General features: G+C 61.1%; 24 protein-coding genes. 13 read left to right on the forward strand and 11 right to left on the reverse strand.

Features of this window, described 5'->3' with window-relative positions; translation table 11 throughout:
- Positions 1-264: 264 nt before the first annotated feature.
- The 4 genes from AB4N47_RS16955 to AB4N47_RS16970 are packed head-to-tail and all read left to right on the forward strand — an operon-like array spanning position 265 to position 2,711.
- A complete protein-coding gene (locus AB4N47_RS16955) occupies positions 265-570 on the forward strand; it encodes a BufA1 family periplasmic bufferin-type metallophore (protein WP_016771358.1) in 306 nt (101 codons plus the stop codon).
- A gap of 25 nt (positions 571-595) precedes the next feature.
- Complete coding sequence (gene bufB / locus AB4N47_RS16960) at positions 596-1,483, forward strand: MNIO family bufferin maturase (RefSeq protein ID WP_341638640.1); 888 nt, start codon at positions 596-598, stop codon at positions 1,481-1,483.
- The gene (locus AB4N47_RS16965) at positions 1,480-2,238 is read left to right on the forward strand and encodes an HvfC/BufC N-terminal domain-containing protein (protein ID WP_460154289.1); all 759 of its coding nucleotides are present in this window, start codon (positions 1,480-1,482) and stop codon (positions 2,236-2,238) included. The genes bufB and AB4N47_RS16965 overlap by 4 nt, the downstream gene beginning before the upstream one ends.
- Positions 2,235-2,711 (forward strand): DoxX family protein, encoded by a 477-nt coding sequence (locus AB4N47_RS16970; protein WP_341638638.1) that lies wholly within the window; start codon positions 2,235-2,237, stop codon positions 2,709-2,711. The genes AB4N47_RS16965 and AB4N47_RS16970 overlap by 4 nt, the downstream gene beginning before the upstream one ends.
- Positions 2,712-2,821: 110 nt before the next feature.
- Here AB4N47_RS16970 and AB4N47_RS16975 read toward each other — a convergent pair whose 3' ends face one another.
- Positions 2,822-3,736: a LysR family transcriptional regulator gene (locus AB4N47_RS16975; RefSeq protein WP_024011919.1), complete on the reverse strand. Its 915-nt coding sequence runs from the start codon at positions 3,734-3,736 to the stop codon at positions 2,822-2,824.
- A gap of 104 nt (positions 3,737-3,840) precedes the next feature.
- On the opposite strand from AB4N47_RS16975, the gene AB4N47_RS16980 reads away from it, so the two are divergent.
- The 3 genes from AB4N47_RS16980 to AB4N47_RS16990 all read left to right on the forward strand — a co-directional run bounded on the left by AB4N47_RS16980 (position 3,841) and on the right by AB4N47_RS16990 (position 6,864).
- Positions 3,841-4,440: a short chain dehydrogenase gene (locus AB4N47_RS16980; protein ID WP_341638637.1), complete on the forward strand. Its 600-nt coding sequence runs from the start codon at positions 3,841-3,843 to the stop codon at positions 4,438-4,440.
- 60 nt (positions 4,441-4,500) lie between these two features.
- Positions 4,501-5,154 (forward strand): COG3650 family protein, encoded by a 654-nt coding sequence (locus AB4N47_RS16985; protein ID WP_236168017.1) that lies wholly within the window; start codon positions 4,501-4,503, stop codon positions 5,152-5,154.
- Between the two features lie 96 nt (positions 5,155-5,250).
- Positions 5,251-6,864 (forward strand): NAD(P)/FAD-dependent oxidoreductase, encoded by a 1,614-nt coding sequence (locus AB4N47_RS16990; RefSeq protein ID WP_341638636.1) that lies wholly within the window; start codon positions 5,251-5,253, stop codon positions 6,862-6,864.
- 138 nt (positions 6,865-7,002) lie between these two features.
- Here AB4N47_RS16990 and AB4N47_RS16995 read toward each other — a convergent pair whose 3' ends face one another.
- On the reverse strand, positions 7,003-8,097 hold the full coding sequence (locus tag AB4N47_RS16995) for a PLP-dependent cysteine synthase family protein (RefSeq protein ID WP_341638635.1): 1,095 nt from the start codon (positions 8,095-8,097) through the stop codon (positions 7,003-7,005).
- 251 nt (positions 8,098-8,348) lie between these two features.
- Between AB4N47_RS16995 and nhaA the strand changes: the two genes are divergently transcribed.
- The 5 genes from nhaA to AB4N47_RS17020 all read left to right on the forward strand — a co-directional run bounded on the left by nhaA (position 8,349) and on the right by AB4N47_RS17020 (position 11,730).
- Positions 8,349-9,533, forward strand: coding sequence for a Na+/H+ antiporter NhaA (gene nhaA / locus AB4N47_RS17000; RefSeq protein ID WP_041478038.1), 1,185 nt, complete (start codon positions 8,349-8,351; stop codon positions 9,531-9,533).
- Between the two features lie 170 nt (positions 9,534-9,703).
- Positions 9,704-10,876, forward strand: a complete 1,173-nt coding sequence (locus tag AB4N47_RS17005; RefSeq protein ID WP_460154290.1) for an S-type pyocin domain-containing protein — start codon at positions 9,704-9,706, stop codon at positions 10,874-10,876.
- Positions 10,877-10,912: 36 nt separating this feature from the next.
- Positions 10,913-11,149 carry a DUF7683 domain-containing protein gene (locus tag AB4N47_RS17010; RefSeq protein ID WP_437180348.1) on the forward strand — a complete coding sequence of 79 codons (237 nt, stop codon included), beginning with the start codon at positions 10,913-10,915 and terminating at the stop codon, positions 11,147-11,149.
- A 63-nt stretch (positions 11,150-11,212) separates the two neighbouring features.
- Complete coding sequence (locus AB4N47_RS17015) at positions 11,213-11,458, forward strand: colicin E3-like toxin immunity protein (RefSeq protein ID WP_341638633.1); 246 nt, start codon at positions 11,213-11,215, stop codon at positions 11,456-11,458.
- A gap of 20 nt (positions 11,459-11,478) precedes the next feature.
- Positions 11,479-11,730, forward strand: a complete 252-nt coding sequence (locus AB4N47_RS17020) for a pyocin S6 family toxin immunity protein (protein WP_341638632.1) — start codon at positions 11,479-11,481, stop codon at positions 11,728-11,730.
- A 73-nt stretch (positions 11,731-11,803) separates the two neighbouring features.
- Here the strand turns inward: AB4N47_RS17020 and AB4N47_RS17025 are convergent, their stop codons facing one another.
- From AB4N47_RS17025 to dinG, 6 genes are all read right to left on the reverse strand, one after another.
- A complete protein-coding gene (locus tag AB4N47_RS17025) occupies positions 11,804-12,268 on the reverse strand; it encodes an outer membrane lipoprotein (protein ID WP_016771369.1) in 465 nt (154 codons plus the stop codon).
- Positions 12,269-12,448: 180 nt separating this feature from the next.
- Positions 12,449-13,096, reverse strand: coding sequence for a pyridoxamine 5'-phosphate oxidase (gene pdxH, locus AB4N47_RS17030; protein ID WP_130902007.1), 648 nt, complete (start codon positions 13,094-13,096; stop codon positions 12,449-12,451).
- Between the two features lie 24 nt (positions 13,097-13,120).
- Positions 13,121-14,224, reverse strand: a complete 1,104-nt coding sequence (locus tag AB4N47_RS17035; protein ID WP_186568211.1) for an OmpA family protein — start codon at positions 14,222-14,224, stop codon at positions 13,121-13,123.
- 113 nt (positions 14,225-14,337) lie between these two features.
- Positions 14,338-15,483, reverse strand: coding sequence for a serine hydrolase domain-containing protein (locus tag AB4N47_RS17040; protein WP_341638631.1), 1,146 nt, complete (start codon positions 15,481-15,483; stop codon positions 14,338-14,340).
- A gap of 210 nt (positions 15,484-15,693) precedes the next feature.
- Complete coding sequence (locus AB4N47_RS17045; protein WP_341638630.1) at positions 15,694-18,162, reverse strand: beta-galactosidase; 2,469 nt, start codon at positions 18,160-18,162, stop codon at positions 15,694-15,696.
- A gap of 95 nt (positions 18,163-18,257) precedes the next feature.
- A complete protein-coding gene (gene dinG, locus AB4N47_RS17050; protein WP_024011911.1) occupies positions 18,258-20,402 on the reverse strand; it encodes an ATP-dependent DNA helicase DinG in 2,145 nt (714 codons plus the stop codon).
- A 99-nt stretch (positions 20,403-20,501) separates the two neighbouring features.
- On the opposite strand from dinG, the gene AB4N47_RS17055 reads away from it, so the two are divergent.
- Entirely contained in the window at positions 20,502-20,966 is a 465-nt protein-coding gene (locus tag AB4N47_RS17055) for a DUF2269 family protein (RefSeq protein ID WP_341638629.1), read from the forward strand.
- Between the two features lie 215 nt (positions 20,967-21,181).
- Here the strand turns inward: AB4N47_RS17055 and AB4N47_RS17060 are convergent, their stop codons facing one another.
- The 3 genes from AB4N47_RS17060 to AB4N47_RS17070 all read right to left on the reverse strand — a co-directional run bounded on the left by AB4N47_RS17060 (position 21,182) and on the right by AB4N47_RS17070 (position 23,097).
- Entirely contained in the window at positions 21,182-21,940 is a 759-nt protein-coding gene (locus tag AB4N47_RS17060) for a collagen-like triple helix repeat-containing protein (RefSeq protein WP_341638628.1), read from the reverse strand.
- A complete protein-coding gene (locus tag AB4N47_RS17065; protein WP_341638627.1) occupies positions 21,933-22,214 on the reverse strand; it encodes a DUF1145 domain-containing protein in 282 nt (93 codons plus the stop codon). Before AB4N47_RS17065 ends, AB4N47_RS17060 begins: the two co-directional genes overlap by 8 nt.
- A 160-nt stretch (positions 22,215-22,374) precedes the next feature.
- On the reverse strand, positions 22,375-23,097 hold the full coding sequence (locus AB4N47_RS17070; RefSeq protein ID WP_024011909.1) for an OmpA family protein: 723 nt from the start codon (positions 23,095-23,097) through the stop codon (positions 22,375-22,377).
- Positions 23,098-23,136 lie beyond the last annotated feature (39 nt).

Consider the following 23,136-nt stretch of genomic DNA (forward strand, 5'->3'; position numbering starts at 1 on the left):
CTTCGGGCCGTTTTTTATTTCCTGAGCACCACCAGGGTAGCCCTGTGGGAGCGAGCCTGCTCGCGAAAGCGCTCTGTCATTCAACTATGGGTGCCTGACACACCGCCTTCGCGAGCAGGCTCGCTCCCACAGGGATACAGCTGAATCCGAAATTTTTTATAAATTTCTCGCCCCGCCTGTAACGCATCCCCCCACCCGTTCTCTAGAGGGACAAGCAAGCGCAAACCGCTTGCAGAAACCCTGATAAAAAACTGGAGAAACATCATGACTGCGACTACCCGTACCCTGTCCGCCACCGCCCTGGTTCTGGCCCTCGGTTCCGCTCTGAGCATCGCCACTGTCTCCACCGCCCAAGCCGCCGATGCCAACATGGAAAAATGCTTCGGCGTGGCCATGAAGGGTAAGAACGATTGCGCCGCAGGTGCCGGGACTACCTGCGCCGGCACGGCGAAAATGGACTATCAGGCCAACGCCTGGAAGCTCGTTCCGAAAGGCACCTGCGCCACCACCGAAAGCAAAACCTCGCCGACCGGTTTCGGTCAGCTCGAAGCCTTCAAAGCCAAATCCTGATCCACGGCCTGCCTGAGTGACGCCCATGTTCAGTCATCACGAACCGCCCCTGCCGCGCACTCAGGCAGCTCGCACCGAGCTCCCTGCCCGCGCCGGGCTGGGGCTCAAGACCGGGCACTTCCTCGAAGTGCTCGGCTCCGTACCGGACCTCGGCTTCTTCGAGGTCCACGCCGAAAACTACATGGTGGCCGGCGGCCCGTTTCATCATTTCCTCGGTCTGATTCGCGAACAGTACCCGCTGTCACTGCATGGCGTGGGACTGTCGATCGGTGGCGAAGGCGCGCTGGACAGCCAGCACCTCAAACGCCTCGCCGAGCTGATCGAGCGCTATCAACCGCAAGCCTTTTCCGAACATCTGGCATGGTCGAGCCACGGCCCGGTGTTCCTCAATGACCTGCTGCCACTGGCTTACGACACGCCGACGCTGAACCGCGTCTGTGCGCACATCGACCAGGTGCAGAACACTCTGAAACGACCGATGCTGCTGGAGAACCCGGCGACCTATCTGGGGTTTGAGCATTCGACGATCGACGAGGCCGAGTTCATCGCCGAAGTAATCCGCCGCAGCGGCTGCGGCTTGTTGCTCGACGTCAACAATGTCTACGTGTCGTGCATCAATCATCAACGCGATCCTTTGGCCTACCTTGATGCATTACCGCTGCACGCGGTCGGCGAGATTCATCTGGCCGGCTTCGCTGAAGATTGCGACAACCTCGGCGATCGCTTGCTGATCGACGATCACGGCGCGCCGGTTGATCAGGCCGTTTGGGATCTGTACCGGCAAGTGCTGCGCCGTATCGGCCCGGTGGCGACGCTGATCGAACGTGACAATCAGGTGCCGGCCTTCGACGTTTTGCTCGCCGAAGCGCAGCAAGCCGAGACGCTGTTGCGCCACGCGGAGCGTGCGGCATGAGCACGCAAGCGGATTTCGCCGCCGCCCTGCTCAATGCGCAACTGCCGTGTCCCAAGGGCCTGTGCAGCCGCAACGGCGCCGATCCGTCGCGGCGTTTCGCGGTCTATCGCAACAACATGCAAAGCTCGCTGAACAATGCCCTGGCCGACAGCTATCCGGTGGTGCTGCAATTGGTCGGCGAGGAGTTCTTTCGCGCCATGGCGGCGATTTTCGTCCAGAGTCAGCCGCCACACAGTCCGTTGATGAGCCGCTATGGCGAGCACTTTGCCGACTTCATCGCACAATTCGAACCCATTGCCGGCGTGCCTTATGTCGCTGACGTCGCGCGACTGGAGCACTTGCGTACTGTTGCCTACCACGCCGCTGATGCGCAGCCGATCCGGCCCGAACAAGTCAGTGCCGCGCTGGCCGATCCGCAGTCGCTGACTGAACTGTGTTTCGAACTGCATCCCTCGCTGCACCTGCTCGACTCTGCTTTTGCGGTCGTGGCGATCTGGGCCGCGCATCAGCAGGAGCCAACTCTGGCGGGCATTGGCCTGAATCAAGGCCAGCACGCTCTGGTGCTGCGCAATGGTCTCGACGTTGAGGTGTTTGCGCTTGAACCAGGTGCGAGCGTGTTCCTTCGTCATCTGCTCCAGGGCTCGCCACTGCTCGCGGCGGCAGAAAACAGCCCGCCGTTCGATCTCGCCCAAACCCTCGCCTTACTGATTGCGCATAACGCGATCACGCAGCTGAATTACAAGGAGTTGCTATGAACGCTTTTATCCTGCGCGTCATCGCGCTGTTCGAAAAAATCCCGCACAGCCTGATTGCCTTCATCGCGCGTTTCTCCATTGCCGCGGTGTTCTGGAAATCCGGGCAAACCAAGGTCGAAGGATTGGCCGTCGATTTGATTGACGGCACCTTTGAACTGGGCTGGCCACGTTTGGCCGATTCGACGATTCCGCTGTTTCAGAGCGAGTACAACCTGCCGCTGCTGTCGCCGGAAATTGCCGCGCATCTGGCGGCGTTTGCCGAGCATGTGTTTCCGCTAATGATCCTGCTCGGCCTAGCGACGCGGTTTTCCGCGCTGGCACTGCTGGGCATGACCCTGACCATTCAACTGTTTGTCTACCCGGATGCCTACCCCACCCACGGCACCTGGGCGGCGGTGTTGCTGTACCTCATGGCGACCGGGCCGGGCAAATTGTCGATCGACCAGCTGATTGCCCGCCGTTTCGCAAAATAAGATCCCCCCTGTGGGAGCGAGCCTGCTCGCGAAAGCGGTGTGTCATTCAACATCGGTATCGACTGAACTGACGCATTCGCGAGCAGGCTCGCTCCCACAGGGAAATCACATCAGCGCTGCAGTCGATCCAGCGCTTCGCCACTGCGCTTGAACCAGCCCATCAGATAATCCGCGAGCACCTGCGTGCGTTTCGGTAATCCACCCTGATACGGGTGCACCAGATACATCGGCATGCGTCGGGTCTGGTAATCGCGCAGCAACCAGCGCAAGCGGCCGTCCGCCAGTTCCGCTTGCAGCAGATACGACGGTAAACGCGCGATGCCGGCGCCGGACAGCGCTGCTTTCTTCAACAGGCTGTAGTGATTGCTGGCAAACGGACCCGAGACCCGTACCCGCAACAACTCGTGCTGCTGGTGATACAGCCATTCTTCGCGGCCGCTGTAATGGCTGTTGAGCAGACAACGATGCTCGGCCAAGGCATGCGGCGTCGCTGGCTCGCCGAAGCGCTCGAGGTAGGCCGGGCTGGCGCAGGTCATTTCGTGCCACGCCAACAGCGGCTTGGCCACCAGCCGATCGTCATTGGCCACTTCGGCACGAATCGCCAGATCAAAGCCATCGCGGGCCAGATCGCGATAGCTGTTGTCCAGCTCCAGCTCAATCTGCACCTCGGGGTATTGCCCGGAAAACTCCAGCAGCAAGCCATCGAAGAAGGTCTCGCCGAGCGACACCGGAACCGTCATGCGCACCGGGCCGGCCATGTCGTCCTTCAACCGCGCCAACGCCTGCCGTGCGCGTTCGACCTGGACCACCAGCGCCTGAGCCTGCGGCAGCAGCGCCGCCCCCGCCGCCGTCAGGCTCAAGCGCCGGGTCGTGCGTTGCAGCAGCACCACACTGAATTGCGCTTCGAGCTGGCTGATGCGCTTGGAGAGTTGGCCCTTGCTGCAGCCCAACTGCTGCGCGGCCAGGGTAAAACTGCCGGCTTCGATAAGCACGGCAAACGCGGCAAGGTCATCCATTTCGCTCATGGATTGTTTCCAATTGAAAACCAAAGGTTGCCCATTAGTGCGCTTATCCGCGGAAAAAACCACCCTAGACTGAAACCTCATTCACACACATGGGGTACAGCTCGATGAAAATTCTGTTGATAGGCGCAGGTGGCACTATCGGTTCGGCGGTGGACAAAGAGTTGTCGCAACGCCACGAGGTCATTCGTATCGGTCGCAACAGCGGTGACTTGCAGGTGGATATCAGCGACAGCGCGTCGATCCGCAAGCTGTTCGAACAGACCGGCAAGTTCGATGCCTTGATCTGCGCGGCGGGCAACGTGACGTTTGCAGCGCTGGACGAGATGACTGGGGACAGCTTCGCCCTCGGCCTGAAAGACAAGCTGATGGGCCAGGTCAACCTGCTGCTGATCGGCCGCGAGTTCGCCAATGACGGCGCCTCGTTCACCTTCACCACCGGCGTGCTCAGCCACGACCCGATTCGCAGCGGCGCCTCGGCAGCGCTGGTCAACGGCGCCCTCGACAGCTTCGTCCGCGCCGCCGCCATCGAACTGCCGCGTGGCCTGCGGGTGAACTCGGTGAGCCCGACCGTGCTGACCGAAGCCCTGGGCAAATACGCGCCCTACTTCCGTGGCTTCAAGCCGGTTCCTGCAACGGAAGTGGCATTGGCCTACGCGAAAAGTGTCGAAGGCCTGCAAACCGGTCAGACGTTTCACGTCGGTTAAGGCCCTTGTGATGAACGGTCAGGCTGCGTAACGTGGCGACACTTGTCTGGAGAGCCAAAGATGCGTGTTGCCCGTTCGTTCGTCCTCGTTGCCCTGCTGCCGATGTTTGCCGCCTGCCAGTTGTTCGACGGCCAGCGTGAAAGTGTGTCCCATGCCGGGCAGACGCGGATGCAGGGGCAACTGACCGCCGCCGACGGCAAACTGGTGTTCCAGCCGTGCCAGGATCAGCGGCAACTGGTGGTCAACGACATCGGCGGCACCAGCGTCCTGCAAGAGGCCGCCACCCTTGCCGACGAGCAGGGCAAGCTGTTTGCCGATGTGCGCGGCAAGGTCTCCGGCGACCGTCTCGACCTCGGCCAGTTGTATCGCGTCGAGCGCTCGGGCACGGCCTGCGACGATCCGAATTTCAAACTGCTGATCCTGCGCGCCGCCGGCCATGGCCCGGAATGGAACGTCAAAGTCAGCGGCAAAGGCATGGTCATCGAGCGCGACGGCCAGCCGCCGCTGGCCGTGCCGTATGTGGAAGAGCAATTGGGCGACGGCCGCTTCAATCTCAGCAGCGAAGCCAACAACCAGCGCATCGAATTGTGGGTCGCGCCACAGCGCTGCGTCGACAGCAGCACCGGCAGCGTGCAGCACATGAGCGCCGAGTTGCGTATCGACGGTCAGGTGCAGCGCGGCTGCGGCTATTTCGGCGGCGCGCGTAACGACTGATCGTTTTTCCCCCACGGAACCGCTCGCGGCGGCTTATAATCGCCGCCTTCAAACGCCCTGGCGCAGTTGTGCGCCCCGCGAATCCGGATCCCCGCCATGTTACGAATCACTGAACTCAAGCTGCCAATCGACCATCCCGAAGAAGACCTGCGCGTTGCTATCGTGCAACGCCTGGGCATCGCCAGCGATGATCTGCTCGATTTCACCTTGTTCAAGCGCAGCTATGACGCGCGCAAAAAGTCCTCCGAACTGTGCTTCATCTACACCATCGACCTCAACGTACGCGACGAGGCCAGGGTGTTGGGCAAGTTCGCCGACGACCGTAACGTCAACGTGGCGCCGGATGTCAGCTACAAATTCGTCGGCCAGGCACCGAGCGATCTCGGCCAGCGGCCGATCGTCGTCGGTTTCGGCCCGTGCGGCATCTTCGCCGGCCTGCTGCTGGCGCAGATGGGCTTCAAACCGATCATTCTCGAACGCGGCACCGAAGTCCGTCAGCGCACCAAGGACACCTGGGGCCTGTGGCGCAAAAGCGTGCTCAATCCCGAGTCCAACGTACAGTTTGGCGAAGGCGGCGCGGGCACGTTCTCCGACGGCAAGCTGTACAGCCAGATCAAGGACCCGAAATTCCTCGGCCGCAAAGTCCTGCACGAGTTCGTCAAGGCCGGTGCGCCGGAAGAAATTCTCTACGTCAGCAAGCCGCACATCGGTACGTTCCGCCTGACCGGGATGGTCGAAAACATGCGCGAGCAGATCCGCGAACTGGGCGGTGAAGTGCGCTTCCAGGAGCGCGTCAGCGACGTGCTGATCGAAGACGGCCAACTGGTCGGCGTGCAACTGGCCAGTGGCGAAACCCTGCATTCCAGACACGTGGTCCTGGCCCTCGGCCACAGCGCCCGCGACACCTTCCGCATGCTCCACAGCCGTGGCGTGTTCATGGAAGCCAAGCCGTTCTCGGTGGGTTTCCGCATCGAGCACCCGCAGTCGCTGATCGACCGCGCGCGCCTGGGCAAATACGCCGGCCACCCGAAACTCGGTGCTGCCGATTACAAACTGGTGCACCACGCCAAGAACGGGCGTTCGGTGTACAGCTTCTGCATGTGCCCGGGCGGCACCGTGGTCGCGGCAACGTCCGAGCCCAATCGCGTGGTCACCAACGGCATGAGCCAGTACTCGCGTAACGAGCGCAATGCCAACTCCGGCATCGTCGTCGGCATCACCCCGGAAGTCGATTATCCGGGCGGCCCGCTCGCCGGTATCGAGTTGCAGGAGCGCCTGGAATCCCACGCGTTCATCCTTGGCGGCAGTGACTACAAGGCCCCGGCGCAACTGGTTGGCGACTTCATCAACGACATTCCATCGACCGAACTGGGCGAAGTCGAGCCGTCGTACAAGCCAGGCGTGGCGCTGGGCGATCTGGCCTTGGCGCTGCCGGACTTTGCCATTGAGGCGATCCGTGAGGCCTTGCCGGCGTTCGAGAAGCAGATTCGCGGTTATTCCCTGCACGACGCTGTGCTGACCGGAATCGAGACCCGCACTTCATCGCCGCTGCGCATCACCCGCAACGAGTCGCTGCAGAGCATGAACGTCAAAGGCCTGTTCCCGGCCGGTGAAGGCGCGGGCTATGCCGGCGGAATTCTCTCGGCGGGTGTTGACGGGATTCGCATTGCCGAGGCAGTGGCTCGCGATATTCTCGGCCTCGACGCCTGATCCGCTAAGTTCGCAACAACGCAAAACCCTGTGGGAGCGAGCCTGCTCGCGAAAGCGGTCTGTCACTCAATGAAGTTGTTGAATGTGACTCCGCCTTCGCGAGCAGGCTCGCTCCCACAGTGGTTTCTGCATTTGGCTTTAGATATTCGCGCGCAGCACCGAGGTCGGCAGCGCCTCCCCGCGCTCGGCACTTGCCGCCACCGCTGCAATCAAATCACCCAGTTCATACCCTTGCGCTTTCAGCCACGCCTGATCGTAATACGTGTCGGCATAACGCTCGCCGCCATCGCACAGGATCGCCACGATCGACCCCGACTGCCCCGCCGCTTTCATCTGCTGCGCCGCCATCAGCGCACCGATCAGATTGGTCCCGCTCGACCCGCCGACATGCCGCCCCAAACGCTGCGCCAGATAATGCATGGCCGCCAGGGACAGGGCGTCCGGCACCTTGACCATCGCATCGATCACCTTGGGCAGGAACGACGCTTCCACCCGAGGCCGGCCAATGCCTTCGATGCGTGAACCGCAATCCAGACGCAGGCTGGCATCTCCCGTCTGATAAAAATCGAAGAACACCGAACGCTCGGCATCGGCACACAACACGCGGGTGCAGTGCTGGCGATAGCGCACGTAACGGCCGAGGGTCGCGGTGGTGCCGCCGGTGCCGGGGCTGGAGATCAGCCAGGTCGGTTCAGGGTGTTTTTCGTAGCGCATCTGCTGGAAGATCGACTCGGCGATGTTGTTGTTCGCTCGCCAGTCGGTGGCACGTTCGGCGTAGGTGAACTGATCGATGAAGTGACCGCCATGCTCGCGGGCCAGGCGCTCGGATTCGGCGTAGATCTGCGTCGGATCCTGCACCAGATGGCTCTGCCCGCCATAGAAGGCAATCTGGGCAATCTTCTCTTTCGAAGTGGTCGCCGGCATCACCGCGATAAACGGCAAACCGAGCATGCGCGCGAAATACGCTTCGGAAATCGCCGTCGAGCCGCTGGACGCTTCGATCACTGGCGCACCGGGTTTCAGCCAGCCGTTGCACAGCGCGTAAAGGAACAGCGACCGGGCCAGGCGATGCTTGAGGCTGCCGGTCGGGTGGCTGGATTCGTCCTTGAAATACAACTCGATGCCGGCAAAACCGGGCAGCGGCAAAGGGATCAGGTGGGTGTCGGCGCTGCGCTGGAAGTCCGCCTCGATGATGCGGATGGCTTCGCGGGCCCACTGTCGGTTGTCGCTCATGGTTTCGGTTCTCGTTGAATCAGCCAGAAGATCGGTCTTCTGAAAAAGGTCTGCCGCAAGCTTAGGAAAAATCCCGCTGGCGGCAAAGATACAGCTGAGTCTCAATGTGTCAGGCAACTGCTAGGCTCAGTGCTGCCCGTACCAGACAGCCTGTAACGACATATAACAAAAAAGAATATAACTTTTGTTTTAACAACTAACGGTACGGGTTAGGGTGTTTCACCTTTTTCTTGATTCGATGGAGAGCGACCTTGCCTCTGCGTAGCACTTTCACGCGTTTCTTTCAGTTGGAAGCCGCCAGCGGTCTGCTATTGATCGCCGCAGCCGTTCTCGCGCTGATCATCAACAACTCACCGCTGTCGTGGCTGTACACCGGCCTGCTCGACACTCCTGTGGTGGCGCAGATCGGTGCGTTGAAAATCGCCAAACCCCTGCTGCTGTGGATCAACGACGGCCTGATGGCGATGTTCTTCCTGCTGATCGGTCTGGAAGTCAAACGCGAAGTGCTCGACGGCCAATTGTCCAAGCCTTCGCAAATCGTCCTCCCTGGCGCAGCGGCGATCGGCGGCATGCTGGTGCCGGCGCTGATCTACTGGTTCCTCAATCGCGACAACCCCGCCGCCCTGAGTGGCTGGGCCATTCCGACCGCCACCGACATCGCCTTCGCCCTCGGCGTACTGGCCCTGCTTGGCAAACGCGTGCCGGTGTCGCTGAAACTGTTCCTGATGACCTTGGCGATCATTGATGACCTCGGCGCCATCGTCATCATCGCAATCTTCTATTCCGGCGAACTCTCGACCCTGTCCCTTGGCCTGGCGGCTGCGTGCATTGCCGCGCTGGTGGCGATGAACCGGCTCGGCGTGGTCAAGCTCGGGCCGTACATGATCATCGGCCTGATCCTCTGGGTCTGCGTGCTCAAGAGCGGTGTCCACGCGACACTGGCCGGCGTGACCCTGGCTTTCTGCATTCCCCTGCGCACGAAAAACGCCGAGTCGTCGCCGCTGCTGACCCTCGAACACGCGCTGCACCCGTGGGTCGCCTACGGCATCCTGCCGCTGTTCGCCTTCGCCAACGCTGGCCTGTCGCTGAGCGGCGTCACCGTCGAAAGCTTCACCCACGACGTACCGATGGGCATCGCCATTGGCCTGCTGCTGGGCAAGACCATCGGCGTGTTCGGCCTGACCTGGCTGGCGGTCAAGATCGGCATCGCCGCCCTGCCCCAAGGCGCCAACTGGGGCCAGGTCCTCGGCGTCGCGATCCTCTGCGGCATAGGCTTCACCATGAGCCTGTTCGTCGGCTCGCTGGCCTTCGAACCGGGCGTGAGTGATTACGCCGGCATGGATCGCATGGGCATCCTCACCGGCTCGATCCTCGCGGCGGTGATTGGTTATGCGGTGACGGCGGCGGCGAGTCGCAAGAATTCACAACTGCAATAACCCCTGTGGCGAGGGAGCTTGCCCCTCGCCACAGATTCTCCGTCTCACAGTTACGCAGCGAACAATCCCCACGTCATTAGCGACCCGTCCTACAGCCACACTTTCCCCGCTTCGATAACGTCGTGCAGCCCCTTTCAAGGGGCTGTCGATGATGAACGAAGGGACGATCAGTGGCGCGGAACAAGGACAATCCCCGGGTGCAAAACCCACCGCAGGGCGACGGACATCACGTTACCTGGCGGTATATGACGGCGGCAGAACTGGCCGAGCGCGAAGCCGGGCAAAACGCTTACGACGCGATGCTGGCGCGGCAGGAGGCTTTCGAGCGCAGCCGTGAAGTGGCTGCGAACAAACCTGAAGCCGTGCGTGCCGGCTGTGTATTCGCCAAGTCCTGCAAGCTGCCGGATGCGATTATCGATTACAGCAATCCTTCCGGCATGGTGCCGACCGACAGCCTGAAGGATTACGGCGAGCTGATTCTGCTCGGCGCGCGCGAAGCCGACGCGAGCGGCGGCATTCCTCTCAAGAAAATCAGCGCCAACGTCATCCCGGTCGGGTTCGGCAGTCTGGCCCTGGCAGGTTCGGCTTTTGAAGCGCTGCCAGCGCTCGCATCAAGCGCAGCCGCTGCGTCTTTGGTGGGCCTCGTTGCGCTGCTGATGCCGTCAAGCCTGGGCGACAGCGCGCTCTATACCGACGAGCAACTGAACACACTCAAACAAGCTCGAACCCGCGTACGCCTGCGCGTCGAGCAACAGGCCGATGGCAGCCTCAAGGGTTACGGTTTCTACACCGGTAAGAACCGCGATTGGGAAATGGTTGATGTCGTGCAATTCACTGCGCGCGGCGACCGGTTCGTTGCGGATCTCGGTGAAGGCGTCGAACTGCTCTGGACCCCGGCGGTGGATGGCTCGGACATTCTAGGCATTCCAGCGCTGGAGGCCGCACCGCAGACACCGCATATCTGGGTGTATCCACCGACGAAGGCGGCGGACGGAATATTGGTGAATCCGGTTTATCCGCCGGAGTACAAAGACTTTATTTTGGTGTTTCCGGCCGGATCTAGTATTAAACCGGTCTACATCGTCATCAGTACTCGCGCTGGTGATCACGAATATCATCCGCCGCCTGACATACTGCCAGCTTTTCCCGATGCCAGAATCGTCGGCCGTAAAACAGTAGTCCAAGGCGGTGGTTCAAAACGCAAAAGATGGAAAACCGCCAAAGGGCATATTCTTGAATGGGACTCCATGCACGGAACGATTGAAAAATATGATCCTCGGGGAAACCACATCGGGGAATTCGATCCAGCGACTGGTGAGCCCACGTCTACAAAAAAAGAATAAAAACTCGAAGAAAGGAAAAAAACGGAGCGTTGAGCCTTGAGATTTTTGATAGAAGCTTTTGATAAGCAGACTGATTACCAAGTATCGGTAACCGAAATACCCAAAGAGTATGCGGAGCACATTAAGTCGATTATGGGTTGGACGACCAAGCAGCAAGGGTGGGAAGGCTACGATTTGAATCAGAATCAAGTTCAAGCCTTTGAAAAACTGATGCAGATATCAATCGCAGATTCACGCTATTACTTTCAGCTGACATGTAACGGCCCCGATTAGCCGTAAGCGAGCAATGTGAAGAACAAAAAATAAAAGCAACATCAAAGTATCTGCGAGGAAGAAATGGGTCTGGTATTGAGGCTGGAGTGGTACGACACAGCAACCCTAGAAATTCAGGGCGAGGAATCGTCAAAAGATCTGGGGGACGATGAATCAGTTTTGAATGCTCTGAGTATTCCGGTAGAAGGCAGCATCAATAATGGCGGCTTCAACGTCATCGAAAAGTGGGTAGCTAGCATTCAGCCGTACTTTCAACATCAAATCACTCTGAATACCTGCGACTACCAGATTTCGTTTGATTACAGTTAAATAACCGGGATGAGTTCTTCATGCGCTTTCTTTCGATTACCGGATTCTTCCCTGACGAAGCCCAAGACGACTCCTTGCAATTCAAACTGGATATCACAGGCAGCGAGATGAATGAAAAAGTGGCTCAGCTCATTGAATCCAAGCCCTTGGATGAGGTGGAACCCGGCGAGCTGTTGTTGACTCAGGATCAGGTAACCGCATTGGAAACCCTGCTCAACGTCAGTTTTCCAAAGGGCCTCGAATACTTCATGGGCACCTGCTCCACATACTGAATGAGCAATTCACAAACAAAAAAAAACTCCGACCAGTCACCTGATCGGGGTTTTCTTTTACCCAGCTTCCCGCTTAGTGCGAAACGCGGCTGGTTCCGCCAACGGTGGAGATCCGTACCCGCTCGCCAACGCGGAATACTTCATTTTCCTGAACCTGCTGCACATAGGCGCGCATGCTGCCGTCGTCTTCGCGGACGGTGATTTCCACGCCCTGGGTGCGGGTCAGGCCTTCTTCGGTGGCCGAGCCAAGCAGGCCGCCAGCCACTGCACCGATGACCGCAGCAACGATGCTGCCCTTGCCGCCGCCGATGGCGCTACCGCCGACGCCGCCGACCACTGCGCCTGCTGCGCCGCCGATCGGGGTCTTGGTGCCTTCGATTTTTACCGGGCGCAGGGATTCGATGGTGCCCATGCGAATCGTCTGTACACGACGCGCTTCGTCACGGGAGTAGGAGTCGCCAGTGAGGCTCGATTGGCAGCCGGTCAGCAACATCGCCATCGTCGAAAAAGAAGCAACCAGCAGAACAGACTTACGCATAGCATCAACTCCAAAAGAACATGTGTTCATTAAACCCCGTGGCCTGGCGCCTGTCACGACACCATCCGGATAAAATTGGCTTCCATTCAGGCCTGGTACAGATGCCCGCGAGCGTCCACTCAAGGTAGCGTCAAATCAGCGATCCTGCGCCATCCGCGTTTATCTCGCTCGGTAGACTGCTCAGGGTGCCAGTCGTTCCAGAATCCACTCGGTGCCCTGGAGGCGGTAGTTGAGGCGATCGTGCAGGCGGCTCGGACGGCCCTGCCAGAATTCGATGCGCTCGGGCAACAAGCGGTAACCACCCCAATGTTCCGGGCAGTGCGGCTGGCTGTCGCTGAAGCGTTGCTCGGTGGCCTTGAGCAAATCCTCCAGCTCACCACGACCGTTGATGACTCGGCTCTGCGGCGAGGCCCAAGCGCCGAGGCGGCTGCCCAGCGGACGCACCTGATAATACGCGTCGGACTCTTGCGCCGTGACCTTGACCACCCGCCCCTCGATGCGCACCTGGCGCTCCAGGGTTGGCCAGAAGAAGGTCATGGCGGCAAACGGGTTGGCCGCCAGATGCTGGCCCTTGGCGCTGTCGTAGTTGGTGAAGAAGGTGAAGCCCTGCTCGTCCAGGCCCTTGAGCAACAAAATGCGGCAATGCGGACGACCGTCGGCATCAACCGTGGCCAGGGTCATGGCATTGGCTTCTACCGGCGCCTGCTCGGTTTTCACCGCATCGGCGAACCACTGGTGAAACAGCGCAAACGGCTCGGCCGGGGCTTGCGCCTCGGTCAAACCGTCACGGGTGTAGTCGCGACGCATATCGGCCAGAGCCTGGGTCATGGCGGATTCCTTTTCGTTAGCGGATCACTTCTTGGCGGCGTCGGCTGCGGCGACTTTCTTGTCGGTCGCGGCGGCTTTGGCTGGTGCAGTTTTTTTCGCTGGAGCCTTGGCCGGTGCCTTCTTCGCAGGAGCCTTGGCGGCGGTTTTCTTGGCTGGCGCCTTTTTGGCCGCCGGCACAGCGGCTTTTTTCGCCGCAGGCGCCGGGGTAACCGGTTTGGCCACTGGCTTGACGTCTTGCGCAGCGACCATCGTTACAGGCTTCGGTGCTGGCATGTTGTATTTGCTCAGCAGCGCAACCATGGTGTTCTGCGGAGTCACCAGCAGTTCGACGCGACGGTTCAAGGCACGGCCTTCAACGCTGTCGTTGGCCGCACGCGGCGCTTCGGAACCCATGCCGCGCAGCATCAGGCGATCACGTTGCAAGCCGCTGAGGCGGAAGATCGCCGCCACCGATTGCGCACGCTCCTGGCTCAGTTTGACGTTGGCCGGCGCAGCACCGCTGGTATCGCTGTGACCGAGCACCAGCACTGCGGTTTTCGGGTCGGCTTCAAGGATTTTCGCTACGCGAGTGAACGGGCCAAGGGTGACCGGCAGCAGCATCGCCGGGCGGTCTGGATTGAACGAGCCTTCGACCGGCGCCGTCACTACCAGCACATTGTCGCGACGCTCGAGTTGCAGATTGCTGTCCTTCACCGCTTCACGCAGACGCGGCTCGTAGTCATCCAGCCAGGCCTGAGTCACCTTCGGATCCGGCATCGGCACGGCTTTGGCGGTTGGCTGGTCCTTGCCGCCGAACGGCCACCACCATTTGCCATTGGACTGCGCCTCGGCTTTGGCCACCTCGACCGGTTTGGCTTCAGGTTTGACCTCGGCTTTCAGATCAGCCTTGACCGCTTCATCGCTGGAACCGAACGGCCAGTACCACGGGTTGCTGCTCTCAGCCTTGGCCACTGGCGCGGTCGCCGCAGGTTTCAAAGGAGCTGGAGCCGAAGTCGAATCTTTGGCCGCGACTTTGTCGGAAGAACCGAATGGCCACCAACTGCCGCCATCTGCATCGTTTTTCGGAGTCTGTGCGCAACCGGTGATCGCTACACACAGGGCCAGGGCGAGGGTCTTTTTAGATGACATTGAAAATCCACAAAATGAAGTAATGAAAAATCAGAGCACTTTCGCCCGGATAAACAGCCGTTTTGAAACGAAAATCCCTTCGAGGTTCCGACCCTGGAACCTCTGTTGAAGCTTTACAGACAAGTGGCAAGCACCCGCGCCAGCTTTTGCGCGCGCGGATCCATCAAAACGTAAGGCCCCAGGGTATTTGTCACGAAACCGAAAGCCACATCGTGCTCAGGATCAGCAAAACCGATCGAGCCGCCTGCTCCCGGATGGCCGAACGCGCGTGGGCCGAGGCCGTAGGTGGCGTTGGGCACGTCCGGTTGATCGAGCATGCAGCCGAGGCCGAAACGGGTGCGGGTGAGCAAGGTCTTGTCATCGCCAAGACTGTGCTCACGGGTCAGCTCTTCGACCATCTCGCTCTCGAGCAGGCTGCCGTCGAGCAGGCCGGCGTAAAACCCGGCGAGGCTGCGCGCATTGCCGTGGCCGTTAGCCGCAGGCTGCTGCATGCGGCGCCATTCCGGCTTGTTGGTGCTGGTCAGCACTGACGGCGGATTGGTGAAGGCGCGGGTGGTCATGGCAGTCGGTTCGCGCATGGTCACTTGCAGCAGGCGCTGCGCCGCAGCGTCGCCGGCGTTGCCCTTGCCACGGGCAATGTGCGCCACGCGATGAAACTCTTCGTCGGCCAGGCCCACGTGGAAATCCAGGCCCAACGGTTTGGCGACCCGAGCGACGATCGACTCGCCCGGCCCACGACCGTCGGCGCGGCGCAGCAATTCGCCGACCAGCCAGCCGTAGGTGATCGCGGCATAACCGTGACCGGTGCCCGGAGTCCACCATGGCGCTTCGGCCGCGAGGGCGTCGACCATGGTTTGCCAGTCGTAAAGCGCTTCAGGCGCGAGTAGTTCGCGCAGCGCCGGCAGGCCGGCCTGATGGCAAAGCAATTGGCGCAGGGTGACGGATTCTTTGCCGGCGGCGGCGAATTCCGGCCAGTAGCGGGCAACCGGGGCGTCGAGTTGCAACTTGCCTTCGGCCACCAGTTGCAGCGCGGTAACGGCGGTGAAGGTCTTGGTGCAGGAGAACAGGTTGGCGATGGTGTCGCTGTGCCAAGCCTCGGCGCCGTCCTTGTCGGCAGTACCGGACCAGAGGTCGAGGACGGTTTCTCCACCGACCTTGATGCACAGGGCTGCGCCGCGTTCCTGGGGATCGTCGAACAGTGCGGCGAAAGCCTCGCGCACCGCTTCGAATTGAAGCTCGTAATGTCCCTGAATCTGCACCCGCAACTCCCCCGCGAAAACGCTCTACAAAGTGGCCCGCATTGTTCCAGCCCTTGAGGGATTTGGGAACAGGCGCGGGCCAGACGGTTGATCGGCAATTTGTGTTGCTCCCTTCGCGAGCAGGCTCGCTCCCACACTGGATCTCAACAGCAGCGCAGATCCCCTGTGGGAGCGAGCCTGCTCGCGAAGAACGATAACGCGGTCTGAAACCTAGTGACCATTCCCCGAATGCCCACCCGCCTGTGCAGCCTCCGCAGCTTTGCCAGCCTCGGCCTTGCGCCCGCCTTCAACTTCCGCCGCCGGGGTTTTCTGCGCCTCCTTGCCCAACTGCTCCAGCGCCTGCAAATTGCTTTTGCGCACCGCCTCGACAAATCCCTGATACGGCAGATCGGTCACACCGACCAGACCGAAATGGCCATTCTCGCCGTCGAGCAAACGCCCGGTCACCGGTTGGTCGAGATACTGGAACCAGTGCACGCCGACAATCGACGGTTCGCTCAGCGCCTGTTTGAGGAAGTTGGCATAGGCCGGGCCGCGATCTTCCTCCTTGGCCAGCTGCGTCACGCCGCCCCAGAACGGCCCTCGGTCGGCCGAGCCGAAGTTGAATTCGGTGATCAGCACCGGTTTGTCCAGCGCCGTCAGCGCGGCGAAGTCGTAGCCGTCCTGCGGCTTGAGCGTGTACATGTTGAAGCTCAACACATCGCAGTACTGCGCGCAGGACGCCACGGCTTCAGGGGTACTGATGGCGAAACGACCGCCAAGGAGCATCTGGTTCGGCGCGTGCCATTTCAGCGAATCGGAAATGGTCTTGAAATAGGTATCGGCGAAGACCTTCTGGAAGTATTTGAAATCCGCTTCGATCTCCGGATGCTCCGGGTTCGGCAGTGGCGGCACGAAGCCTGGATCTTCCATCAACTCCCACGCCGGTAGCTCGATACCCCAGGCCTTGGACAGTCCGGCCTGATTGCGGTACTTGTCACGCAATTGCTTGAGAAAGGCGCGTTTGGCCGGCACGTCGGTGGTCATTTTCAACGTGCCGTAGGCCAGCGCGTAGCGAGCCTTCGGATCGTCGCCAGGGCCAGCCCAGGCCAGTTCGTTGTCGGCGTAATAACCGATCAGCCAGGGGTCGTCACGGTGATCGCGGGCGGCGATGGCCACGGCGCGCTCGGTGGCCATGGCGAAACGCGGATCGAACGGATCCGGCATGCCGCCCCACCAATCGCTGCCGGTGCTGATGCTGGTGTAATCGCCGACGATCGACAGCGGCAAGGTGTACGGCACGCGCTCAGCGTCAGCCAGCGACGGCGCGCTCCAGTTGCCTACCGTGTTGAAGCCCCAGGCTTGCAGCCGATCGAGGGTATGGCGGGTCCAGCGTTCTTCATCAATTGCGGCTTTGCACGGGGCGGCTTCCTCGCTGGACGCTTGCACCGCATCGGTCTGCGCCGCTTCGGCAATACCGGATTTTGGCTCGGCAGGCACCGCTGCAGTCTCAGCAGCCTGCACCGAGCCGGCCTCAGCCGCGCCCGCCTTCGCCGCTTCGGCAATCCCGGCCTTGTTGTCGCTGTCCGCCTTGCACGGTTCGCCGTACAGGCGTTGCAGATTGGCGCCATAGAAGTCGTACCAGCGGCCGTTGCCGTAGCCACGGCCCTGATCGACACCGTTGCCGCCACGGTTGTCGCCCTCGCCGAAATGCGCGGCCAGCGGGTCGTCGTTCTTCGGCAACGATTCGAACATGTACTCACGACCAGCGACGTAGGTCTGGTTGACTTGCGGGCTGACGGTGTTGACGCCCAGCGAATAGAATGGGTGGCCTTCAGGGGTCACCAGATACCAGCGGCCATCACGTTTTTCCGTGCGGAAGAAGCCGCTGGCCTTGAACGCCGGGCCTTTGTTCCAGCCGCCGAACTTGTCCAGCGAAGCCTTTTCACGCTCGGCCAGCCACGTATTCAGCTGTTGCTGCTCTTTGCTGGCGGCGCTTTTCAGTTGTTCGTCGCTGCTGACTTTTTCCGGCCATTTACTACGGGTTGACTGACCGTAGGCGTCGACCAGATTGCCGTACACCGCCCGCGTCACCGATTCGCCGTCCTGCACGCCGAAACGCTCGAGCAACAGGCTCTGCGCAACTTTCGGCTGATCCAGCGACAGATTCACTGAAACCACCTGACTGCGATCGATCTCGCCGGTGCTGCTGGCCAGCAGAATGCGTTGGCCATCGACGGTCACCGGCATCGGTGGCCCGGCTTTCATGCCCTGGCTCAGTGGCGTCGAAGCCACCAGCGGCACCAGCAAGGTCTGCGCGGGGCCGGCCGGCAGATCGACGCGGCTGACCAGAGTGCGGCCATCGTTGCTCTGGATTTGCACATAAACCGTCACCGCCCAGTTCATCGCACTCTGCAGACGCAAGCTCATCATGCCGGACTGCGACCAGTCCCAGGCGCCAGTCTGTGGGGTCAGGCGCAAGGTCGGCCGGGCGACCGGGTTGAACGTCACCCGGCGCAGCACTTCGCCTTCCGCGGTCTGTTCGGCATTGGCCTGGGGCAGGTCGGCGTTTTCCGTGGCGACCTTGACCACGTCGGCCGGGCGCACGAAGTTGAACAGCGTCTGCTGACCGGCGGGCGCGGCCAGCAACGGCGCGGCAAAGAACATGGCGAGAACAGCGGGCAACGAACGGCGGATCATAAGAACGGAGTTCTCCCTAACGACCAGTCAAGGCCAGTGAAAAAGCGGTGGCAGAGAGATAGACAACGCGGCGCGCCAATCGGCCCACCCGTGTCTCAGGATATTTCACGACGGAAAGGAGGCAACGCATTGAGGATCGCCTTGCCGTAGCGCTGGGTGACCAGACGCCGGTCGAGCAAGGTGATGGTGCCGCGGTCTTCTTCGGTACGCAGCAGACGGCCGCAGGCCTGAACCAGTTTCAGCGAGGCATCGGGCACTGAGATTTCCATGAACGGATTGCCGCCACGCGCCTCGATCCACTCCGACAACGCGGCCTCGACCGGATCATCGGGCACCGAGAACGGAATCTTGGCGATCACCACGTGCTCGCAGTAGGCACCCGGCAAATCGACACCCTCGGCAAAACTGGCCAGCCCGAACAGCACGCTGGAATCACCGCCATCGACTCGCGCCTTGTGCTTGTTGAGGGTTTCCTGTTTCGACAGGTTGCCCTGAATGAACACTTGCTTGCGCCAGTCGCGGTCGAGACCGTCGAACACGTCCTGCATTTGCTTGCGCGAGGAGAACAGCACCAGCGTGCCACGCGACCCTTCGACCAGATCGGGCAGTTCACGGATGATCGCCGCCGTATGGGCAGCGGCATCGCGCGGGTCGGCCTTCAGATCCGGCACGCGCAGCACGCCGGCATCGGCATGATGGAACGGGCTCGGCACCACCGCTGTGACAGCTTTTTTCGGCAGACCGGCGCGCATGCGGAAACGGTCGAAAGTGCCCAGCGCCGTCAGCGTCGCCGAGGTCACCAGGCAGCCGTACGCGACGTTCCACAAACTGCGACGCAAGGTTTCCGCCGCCAGAATCGGGCTGGCGTTGACCTCGATATCGAACAGCGAACCGCTTTCGGCCAGGGTCAGCCAGCGCGCCATCGGCGGGCTGTCTTCCGGGTCTTCGGCGGTGAACGCGGTCCACAATTCCCAGTTGCCGGAAGCGCGGGACAACAGGCTGCCGAACAGCGGATACCACTCTTCGGCCTGATTGCTGGCGATGCCGATATTGACCTCACCGTCCATGCCTTCCTTGAGCAGGTCGGTCAGGCGCTGGAACAGGTCGTTAAGGCGCGAATAGCCTTTTTTCAGCTCGATGCCCATCTCGCGCATGTCCTCGGGAATCACCCCGCCGACAAAGCGATGACGCGGGCGCTCGCGGCCTTCGACGTCTTCGCCGGGCTTGAAATCGGCGATCTGCTCGCAGGCGGTGAACATGAACTGCTGCTGGGTCTTGATCTCCCGTGCCAGCTCGGGCACCTGCTCGATCAGCTTGCCGAGATCGCCCGGCAGCGGATGCTGGGCCAGCAGCTTGGTGAGGTTCTTGGCGGTGGTTTCCAGCCAGTCGGCGGTGGAGCGCAGGCGCGTGTAGTGAGCGAAGTGGCCGATGGCCTTGTCCGGCAGGTGGTGACCTTCGTCGAACACGTAAATTGTGTCGCGCGGGTCGGGCAGCACGGCGCCGCCGCCCAGTGCCAGGTCAGCCAGGACCATGTCGTGGTTGGTGACGATCACGTCAACCTTGCCCATGCCTTCGCGGGCCTTGTAGAAGGCGCACTGGCCGAAGTTCGGGCAATGACGGTTGGTGCACTGGCTGTGATCGGTGGTCAGGCGCGCCCAGTCGGCGTCTTCCAGCGCGTTAGGCCAACTGTCGCGGTCGCCGTCCCATTTATTGCCGGCGAGCTTTTCGATCATGCTGGTGAACAGCTTCTGACTGGCCTCGTCGACTTCGATCTTGAAGCCTTCTTCTTCGAACAACTGCGCGGTGGCGGTTTGTGCGTGGCCTTCCTGCAGCAGCATGTCGAGTTTGGACAGGCACATGTAGCGGCCACGGCCCTTGGCCAGGGCGAAGCTGAAATTCAGCCCGCTGTTGCGCATCAGGTCAGGCAGATCCTTGTAGACGATCTGCTCTTGCAGGGCGACGGTCGCGGTGGCAATCACCAGACGCTTGCCGGCCAGTTTCGCCGTAGGGATCGCCGCCAGGCTGTAGGCCACCGTCTTGCCGGTACCGGTGCCGGCTTCCACCGCGACAATCGCGGGGTCGCCACTGCGCCGGCCTTCGTCATCGGTGTCGATATCCCCGAGGACCTTGGCGATTTCGGCGATCATCAGGCGCTGGCCGTAACGCGGCTTGAGGCTCTTGGCCTCTAGAAAACGCGAATAGGCGCCCTGGATCGTGGTTTTGAGTTCAGTGCTGATCATTGAGTGTCGGGCGCTGGAAACGCTGGATAAATTTTCAGTAGTTTGGTTCGGCGGCTATCATACCTGCCTAATCGATCCTGCGCAGAACGGAGTGCCCGAATGACACCTTTTAGCCTCGTTTACCCCCTGCATATCCTTGCCGCTCTGGTGTGGGTTGGCGGCATGTTTTTCGCCTGGATGGTCTTGCGCCCTGCGGCTGTGAAGGCTCTGGACGGCCCAGCTCGCCTGACCCTGTGGGTGGAAGTGTTTCAAGGTTTTTTCCGTTGGGTCTGGGTCGCAGTGATCCTGTTGCCGATCAGCGGCGTGGGCATGCTGCATCTGCAGCAGGTCGGATTTGAAACCGCGCCGAAGTACGTGCAGGTGATGATCGGCTTGTACGTGGTGATGACGGCACTGTTCATCCGCATTCAGGGGTTGATGTTGCCAGAGTTGCGCAAGGCGGTTGAGGCGAAGGATTGGCCGGCGGGTGCGGCAGTGCTGGGGCGGATTCGCCGGGTGGTGGGGCTTAATCTGCTGGTCGGGTTGGTGCTGGTGGCGGTAGCGGCGGCGAGACCGATGCTCTGAATCGCACTATTTTTCTGCTGTGAACACAGTTGTGGCGAGGGGATTTATCCCCGCTGGGTCGCGAAGCGGCCCCGCTCTAAAAATCAAAAGCGGGACTGCTACGCAGCCCAACGGGGCGGTGCGACGTTTCGCTAAATCCCCTCGCCACATAATTTCACTCACCAAAGATCTTCACTCACCAAAGCATTTTATTGATCAGAGAGTGGGTCGCAGTTTTAGAGCCGTTGCACGGTAACCGAACCCGCCGCCCCCACCGGCCCAGGCTGGCCATCCGCGCCGGCCTTGCCGTTCTTGCCGCCATCTGCGCGGTACACCAGGCAGCCCTTGGACTTGCCACCCTTGCCCGCCTTGCCGCCAACACCCGCCGGGCCGCCGGCACCGCCAGCCACGTTGACCTTGATCAGCTCGACTGGGTAATCCCGTGGCACGGCCAGGCGTACCAATGCACCCGGCGCGCCTGGCTGGCCATCGCTGCCGTCACTGCCATCGGCACCGTGGCCGGCCGAGCCATAGGTGCAGCCCGGATCTTCACCGTTGCCGCCGTCGAGGCCGACGAAACCCGGCGCGCCCCTGCCGCCACGGGCATCGACCGTCAGTTGCGGCGCACTCAGGGCCTGGAATTGCAGATTCAGATTGCGCCCGGCCCGGGCCGCTTTTTCATAAGTGCCGGGGGCGCCGCGCGCGGTGATCTGGCTGCCCTCGCTCAACTCAGCGCGCTTGACCTTCACTTCCAGCGCTTGTTCAGCCGGAACGATAGCAATACGTGCTTCGTGGCCCAGGCGCAGTTCATCAATGTTCAATTCAGTCACGTTGGACGGGATCAGCAAGGTGCCGTAATCGGCGACTTCCAGCTTCTCCAGCTGCAGTGTGCTGGTGGTGTTGGGCAAACGCATCAGCGAATTGCTTTGCACGTTGACCACCTGGGCGCAGGCCAGTGGACTGATGAATGCAGCGAGCAGGCAGAGTTTACGCATGGGAAGAAGCCTCCGGAGCGGCCGGGGCCGGGATGGTTTGCAGGTGAAAAACGCCGAACAACAGGATGCGGCCACGGTCACGCCAGGGATGCGGACGCCCCTTGAGACTGCGATTGCACAGCAGCGCTTCGAGTACATGAATCAGCAACAACAGAGCGCCGGCCAGATTGACCAGCAGATGCAGCGGATGAACAAACGGCACCAGTTGATTGGCCAGTACCACGCAGCAGAACAGCAGGGTCAGCAAACGCCCCAGCCCCCAGAACACCTTCATACGCTCCCCCGTGTTGCGAATTATTCTTTGCACGCACAGTACCGGCTTCTGCGGGCGATAAGCCAGAGGGAAAAATGAATTTTGTGCAAACGCTGATGAAATGGCTGCCGGGACGACGATCCCGACCCGGCAGCTCTAGCCTGCGTACTACAGAGGTTTCCTATCGATTGATGTGCAACTCGACCCGGCGATTTTCCGCGCGGCCTTCATCAGTAGCGTTATCGGCGACCGGCTCACTCTCGCCTCGGCCTTCGCTGGTGAGTTTGTTCGGCGCCAGGCCCTGACTCAGCAGATACGCCGCGACACTGCTGGCGCGGCGTTCCGACAATGCCTGGTTATAGGCGTCGGAGCCTTTGCTGTCGGTGTGCCCGATGACTTTGATACTGACCACATCGGCATTGCGCAGCTTGTCCATCAAGGTGTCGAGCTGGGCTTTTGCCGCCGGGGTCAGATCGGACTTGTCAAAATCGAACAGCACGTTGCCGGCATCGCTCAAGGTGATCACTTCGGTTTGCGGCGCCGGTTCGACCGGTTTGACTGCGACCGGATATTGCGGCAGCGGGCAGCCACGGTGATCGACTTCGGTGTTTTCCGGTGTGTCCGGGCAGCGGTCGCGGCGGTCGAACACGCCGTCGCTGTCTTCGTCGCCATCCTGGGCGTAGCAGATCAGCCCGCCGGTGACGATCCCCAGTGCCGCGCCGCCACCGGCCCAGCCGGCGCTTTCGATGGCGCCAAGACCGCCGCCGACCAGGCCGCCAAGCAGGCTGCAGATCGGCCACGTACGTTGATTGAGAGGGGCGGTGCCATCGCTGTGAGTGGCACAACCGGTGAGCAAGCTGCCAAGCAGCAGCACCGGCAAGACGGACCTTGAGAAAACACGCATTTGTGAACGCTCCTGTGTACCGGCCCATACCGGTTACTC

The sequence above is a fragment of the Pseudomonas sp. S3_G06 genome (assembly GCF_054667565.1).

Coding starts and splice junctions, on each gene's coding strand:
- AB4N47_RS16955 (WP_016771358.1), top strand. CDS start 265: ATGACTGCGACTACCCGTACCCTGTCCGCCACCGCCCTGGTTCTGGCC.
- AB4N47_RS16980 (WP_341638637.1), top strand. CDS start 3,841: ATGAAAATTCTGTTGATAGGCGCAGGTGGCACTATCGGTTCGGCGGTG.
- AB4N47_RS17065 (WP_341638627.1), bottom strand. CDS start 22,214: ATGAAGGTGTTCTGGGGGCTGGGGCGTTTGCTGACCCTGCTGTTCTGC.
- AB4N47_RS16965 (WP_460154289.1), top strand. CDS start 1,480: ATGAGCACGCAAGCGGATTTCGCCGCCGCCCTGCTCAATGCGCAACTG.
- AB4N47_RS17055 (WP_341638629.1), top strand. CDS start 20,502: ATGACACCTTTTAGCCTCGTTTACCCCCTGCATATCCTTGCCGCTCTG.
- AB4N47_RS16990 (WP_341638636.1), top strand. CDS start 5,251: ATGTTACGAATCACTGAACTCAAGCTGCCAATCGACCATCCCGAAGAA.
- AB4N47_RS16995 (WP_341638635.1), bottom strand. CDS start 8,097: ATGAGCGACAACCGACAGTGGGCCCGCGAAGCCATCCGCATCATCGAG.
- AB4N47_RS16975 (WP_024011919.1), bottom strand. CDS start 3,736: ATGAGCGAAATGGATGACCTTGCCGCGTTTGCCGTGCTTATCGAAGCC.
- AB4N47_RS17025 (WP_016771369.1), bottom strand. CDS start 12,268: ATGCGTAAGTCTGTTCTGCTGGTTGCTTCTTTTTCGACGATGGCGATG.
- AB4N47_RS17020 (WP_341638632.1), top strand. CDS start 11,479: ATGCGCTTTCTTTCGATTACCGGATTCTTCCCTGACGAAGCCCAAGAC.
- dinG (WP_024011911.1), bottom strand. CDS start 20,402: ATGATCAGCACTGAACTCAAAACCACGATCCAGGGCGCCTATTCGCGT.
- AB4N47_RS17060 (WP_341638628.1), bottom strand. CDS start 21,940: ATGCGTAAACTCTGCCTGCTCGCTGCATTCATCAGTCCACTGGCCTGC.
- AB4N47_RS17045 (WP_341638630.1), bottom strand. CDS start 18,162: ATGATCCGCCGTTCGTTGCCCGCTGTTCTCGCCATGTTCTTTGCCGCG.
- AB4N47_RS17035 (WP_186568211.1), bottom strand. CDS start 14,224: ATGTCATCTAAAAAGACCCTCGCCCTGGCCCTGTGTGTAGCGATCACC.
- bufB (WP_341638640.1), top strand. CDS start 596: ATGTTCAGTCATCACGAACCGCCCCTGCCGCGCACTCAGGCAGCTCGC.
- AB4N47_RS16970 (WP_341638638.1), top strand. CDS start 2,235: ATGAACGCTTTTATCCTGCGCGTCATCGCGCTGTTCGAAAAAATCCCG.
- AB4N47_RS17015 (WP_341638633.1), top strand. CDS start 11,213: ATGGGTCTGGTATTGAGGCTGGAGTGGTACGACACAGCAACCCTAGAA.
- pdxH (WP_130902007.1), bottom strand. CDS start 13,096: ATGACCCAGGCTCTGGCCGATATGCGTCGCGACTACACCCGTGACGGT.
- AB4N47_RS16985 (WP_236168017.1), top strand. CDS start 4,501: ATGCGTGTTGCCCGTTCGTTCGTCCTCGTTGCCCTGCTGCCGATGTTT.
- AB4N47_RS17070 (WP_024011909.1), bottom strand. CDS start 23,097: ATGCGTGTTTTCTCAAGGTCCGTCTTGCCGGTGCTGCTGCTTGGCAGC.